Source organism: Streptococcus sp. 2154, assembly GCF_013277255.1.
GTDB lineage: Bacteria > Bacillota > Bacilli > Lactobacillales > Streptococcaceae > Streptococcus > Streptococcus pseudopneumoniae.
The window spans coordinates 9,475-13,626 of record NZ_VMMK01000047.1 but is presented as its reverse complement, the minus strand read 5'-3'; the positions used below and the strand labels follow the sequence as shown (position 1 = coordinate 13,626).

Here is a 4,152-nt window from a genome sequence, read left to right as displayed (position 1 = left end):
TTCGTTATTGGGCGGTTACGGTTGAAGTCAGCTAAGCTCGAGAAAGGACACATTTCGTCCTTTCTTTTTTGATGTTCAGAGTGATGAAAATCCGTTTTTTGAAGTTTTCAAAGTTCCGAAAACCAAAGGCATTGCGTTTGATAAGTTTAATGAGATTATTGGTCGCTTCCAGTTTGGCGTTAGAATAGTGTAGTTGAAGGGCATTGACAATCTTTTCTTTATCCTTTAGAAAGGTTTTAAAGACAGTCTGAAAAAGAGGATGAACCTGCTTTAGATTGTCCTCAATGAGTCCGAAAAATTTGTCAGGCTCTTTATTCTGGAAGTGAAAAAGTAAGAGCTGATAGAGATTGTAGTGGTGTTTCAAGTCTTCTGAATAGCTCAAAAGCTTGTCAAGAATCTCTTTATTGGTTAAGTGCATACGAAAAGTAGGGCGATAAAAACGTTTATCGCTGAGTTTACGACTATCCTGTTGAATGAGTTTCCAGTAGCGTTTAATAGCCTTGTATTCATGGGATTTTCGTTCAAACTGATTCATAATTTGGACACGGACACGACTCATAGCACGGCTAAGATGTTGCACAATGTGAAAGCGATCCAGAACGATTTTAGCATTCGGGAGTGAAACAGTCTGGGAGACTGTTTCAGCCTGAGCCTAGAAATTTGAAAGCGAAGCTGTTTAGCCAAGGCATAATAAGGACTAAACATATCCATAGTAATAATTTTCACTCGACATCGGACGACCCTATCATATTTAAGAAAGTGATCTCGAATGACGGCTTGTGTTCTACCTTCAAGAACAGTGATGATATTGAGCTTATCAAAATCTTGCGCAATGAAGCTCATCTCCATCTCCCGATTGAAACAGTCACTCCCTGGACTGTTTCAACGTCCCAAGACATAATCTTAGGCAGATTTCTAAAATTACACTCAAAGTGGAAGTCATTGAGCTTTCGAATGACAGTTGAAGTTGAGATGGAAAGCTGATGGTCAATATCAGTCATAGAAATCTTTTCAATTAACTTTTGAGCAATTTTTTGATTGATGATACGAGGGATTTGGTGATTTTTCTTGACGATAGAAGTTTCAGCGACCATCATTTTTGAACAGTGATAGCACTTGAATCGACGCTTTCTAAGGAGAATTCTAGTAGGCATACCAGTCGTTTCGAGGTAAGGAATTTTCGACGGTTTTTGAAAGTCATATTTCTTCATTTGACTTCCGCACTCAGGGCAAGATGGGGCGTCGTAGTCCAGTTTGGCGATGATTTCCTTGTGTGTATCCTTCTTGATGATGTCTAGAATCTGGATATTAGGGTCTTTGATATCGAGTAGTTTTGTGATAAAATGTAATTGTTCCGTATGATTCTTTCTAATGAGTTGTTTTGTCGCTTTTCATTATAGGTCATATGGGACTTTTTTTCTACACAAAATAGGCTCCATAATATCCATAGGGGATTTACCCACTACAAATATTATAGAGCCATAAGTCTTTGATTTTGAGACTAAGGAGAGTCAGGGTCAAAGTAGTGAATGATTCTGAAACCACTCATAATAGTCTCTTGAGAGGACAGATAAGAGTAACAAATATGGTGCTACTCATGTATCTTGTATTTTGATTTACAAACAGCGAAGAAAATATAGGAAGCTGAAATAAAATATAGATGAATCGATTTGGAGAGTCAACGCAATCTATGGCAATATTTTCGCAGCTAGGGAGAAACATTTTAATTTTAATGTACTAGGCGTCTTCTACAGTTAGCTAGAGTTTCAATTGTAGATGTTCTTTGAAATAATATCTTAGCGATTTATTGGTATTAGAAGATTTAGAGAAATTCTTTCTCAATAAATAAACATGGCGTCACCAAAACTGAAGAAGCGGTAGTGTTCTTGGATGGCATGGTGGTAGGCATCTAAGACTAATTCACGGCCTGCAAAGGCAGAAACCAACATGACCAGAGTTGATTTTGGCAGGTGGAAGTTGGTTGAGAAGGCATCCACGACCTTCCACTCATACCCAGGTTTGATAAAGATATTGGTCCAACCAGAATCTGCTTGGATTTGCCCCTCAAACTTGGAACCAATAGTTTCCAAGGTGCGGATAGAAGTGGTTCCGACAGCGATGACACGACCACCATTTTCCTTAACAGAGCGGAGAGTTGCAGCTGCTTCCTCAGAAAGTTGATAGAACTCTGAGTGCATTTCGTGTTCGTCTAGATTGTCCACAGAAACGGGTCTAAAGGTTCCGAGTCCGACATGAAGAGTCAGATAGACTAGATGAACACCCTTAGCTTGGATTTCTGCTAGCAGTTCTTTGGTGAAGTGAAGTCCAGCAGTTGGTGCAGCAGCTGAGCCGCTTTCCTTGGCGTAAACTGTTTGATAGCGTTCACGGTCATCCAGTTTTTCGTGGATATAAGGTGGCAGCGGCATTTCACCCAGACTTTCCAAAACTTCTAGGAAAATTCCGTGGTATTCGAAGCGGACAATGCGGCCTCCGTGGGTCAATTCTTCTGTAATGACAGCGCTGAGGCGACCATCACCAAAGCTGATACGAGTACCGACCTTGAGGCGTTTGGCAGGTTTAGCCAGAACTTCCCACTCATCTCCAGCAGTATTTTTGAGCAGGAGAAGTTCCACATGGCCTCCAGTTTCTTCCTTTTGACCATAGAGGCGGGCAGGGAGAACGCGGGTGTCGTTCATAACGAGGGCATCACCAGGTTCCAGCATATCAATAATGGAGTGGAAGTGTTTGTCCTGCATTTTTCCTGTCTCACGGTTGACGATGAGGAGTTTAGAGGCATCTCGTTTTTCAAGGGGTGTTTGGGCAATCAATTCCTCAGGTAAGTGGAAGTCAAAATCAGCTGTATTCATATATCTGTTCATTCTTTCTAAGTTCTAATCCTATCCATTATAACATGTTTCAAGTATAGACGCTCTTTTTTTAGAAATTAAATCGTTTTCACTTGACAAAAATTGGTCTATACCATATAATAAAAATAGATAGAAATGGAGGATGAAAAGATGAAAGTTATTAAAGTTGAAAACCAAATCGAAGGTGGAAAAGTTGCTTTTGAGATTTTGAAGGAAAAATTAGCCAATGGCGCTCAAACCTTAGGGTTTGCGACAGGAAGTAGTCCACTTGAATTTTATAAGGAAATTGTTGAAAGTGACCTCGATTTTTCAAATCTAACCAGTGTCAACCTTGATGAGTATGTAGGCCTTGATGGCGACAATCCACAGTCTTACCGTCACTTCATGCAAGAAAACTTGTTCAACCAAAAACCATTTAAAGAAAGTTTCTTGCCTCGTGGTGTTAAGGATCATGCTGAAGCTGAAGTTGAACGCTACAACCAAATTTTGGCTGACCATCCAGTTGATCTGCAAATCTTGGGAATCGGTCGCAATGGGCATATCGGCTTTAATGAGCCTGGTACTCCATTTGACAGTCAAACGCATCTAGTAGAACTTGACCAGTCTACTATTGAAGCCAATGCGCGCTTTTTTGACAAGATTGAAGACGTCCCAACCCAAGCTATTTCAATGGGGATTAAGAACATCTTGGATGCCAAGTCAATCCTTCTCTTTGCCTACGGTGAGTCGAAAGCAGAAGCCATTGCCGGAACAGTGTCTGGCCCAGTGACTGAGAATCTACCTGCAAGTAGTCTCCAAAATCACCCTGATGTGACCATTATTGCGGATGCTGAAGCGCTTAGCTTACTTGAAAAATAAAAACCAATGTTCTATTGAACGCTTTCAACTCTTGTATAAATGTAAGAAAAAATCAAAATTAAACCGCATTTTTGCTTGACAATTATTCCTTTTACGTGTAGAATAAAATAGATATTGAACTTGAAGGGAGTGAAAAAAATGTCTAAAACAGTAGTACGTAAGAATGAATCTCTTGACGACGCACTTCGTCGTTTCAAACGTGCGGTTACTAAAGCTGGTACTCTTCAAGAAACACGCAAACGTGAATTCTATGAAAAACCTTCTGTAAAACGTAAACGTAAATCAGAAGCAGCTCGTAAACGTAAAAAATTCTAATTTGAAATGAAAGGCTGGAGAAATCTAGTCCTTTTTCTTTTAATACTCTTCGAAAATCTCTTCAAACCACGTCAACGTCGCCTTGCCGTATGTATGTGACTGACTTCGTCAG

The 4,152-nt window shown here is 40.0% G+C and carries 3 protein-coding genes and 1 pseudogene; 2 read left to right on the top strand and 2 right to left on the bottom strand.

Annotation, left to right across the window (positions count from 1 at the left end; translation table 11 throughout):
• Positions 1-31: 31 nt before the first annotated feature.
• Positions 32-1,373: pseudogene (locus HT693_RS08615) on the bottom strand (ISL3 family transposase).
• Between the two features lie 465 nt (positions 1,374-1,838).
• Positions 1,839-2,867: a tRNA preQ1(34) S-adenosylmethionine ribosyltransferase-isomerase QueA gene (gene queA, locus HT693_RS08610; RefSeq protein WP_001090168.1), complete on the bottom strand. Its 1,029-nt coding sequence runs from the start codon at positions 2,865-2,867 to the stop codon at positions 1,839-1,841.
• Positions 2,868-3,017: 150 nt separating this feature from the next.
• Here queA and HT693_RS08605 point away from each other — a divergent pair, with 150 nt between their 5' ends.
• Positions 3,018-3,725, top strand: coding sequence for a glucosamine-6-phosphate deaminase (locus HT693_RS08605; RefSeq protein WP_054392789.1), 708 nt, complete (start codon positions 3,018-3,020; stop codon positions 3,723-3,725).
• 138 nt (positions 3,726-3,863) lie between these two features.
• A complete protein-coding gene (gene rpsU, locus HT693_RS08600; RefSeq protein WP_000048054.1) occupies positions 3,864-4,040 on the top strand; it encodes a 30S ribosomal protein S21 in 177 nt (58 codons plus the stop codon).
• Positions 4,041-4,152: the final 112 nt, after the last annotated feature.

What these genes read in the sequence shown, in the direction of transcription:
- queA (WP_001090168.1), bottom strand. Translation starts at nt 2,867, where the DNA reads ATGAATACAGCTGATTTTGACTTCCACTTACCTGAGGAATTGATTGCC.
- HT693_RS08605 (WP_054392789.1), top strand. Translation starts at nt 3,018, where the DNA reads ATGAAAGTTATTAAAGTTGAAAACCAAATCGAAGGTGGAAAAGTTGCT.
- rpsU (WP_000048054.1), top strand. Translation starts at nt 3,864, where the DNA reads ATGTCTAAAACAGTAGTACGTAAGAATGAATCTCTTGACGACGCACTT.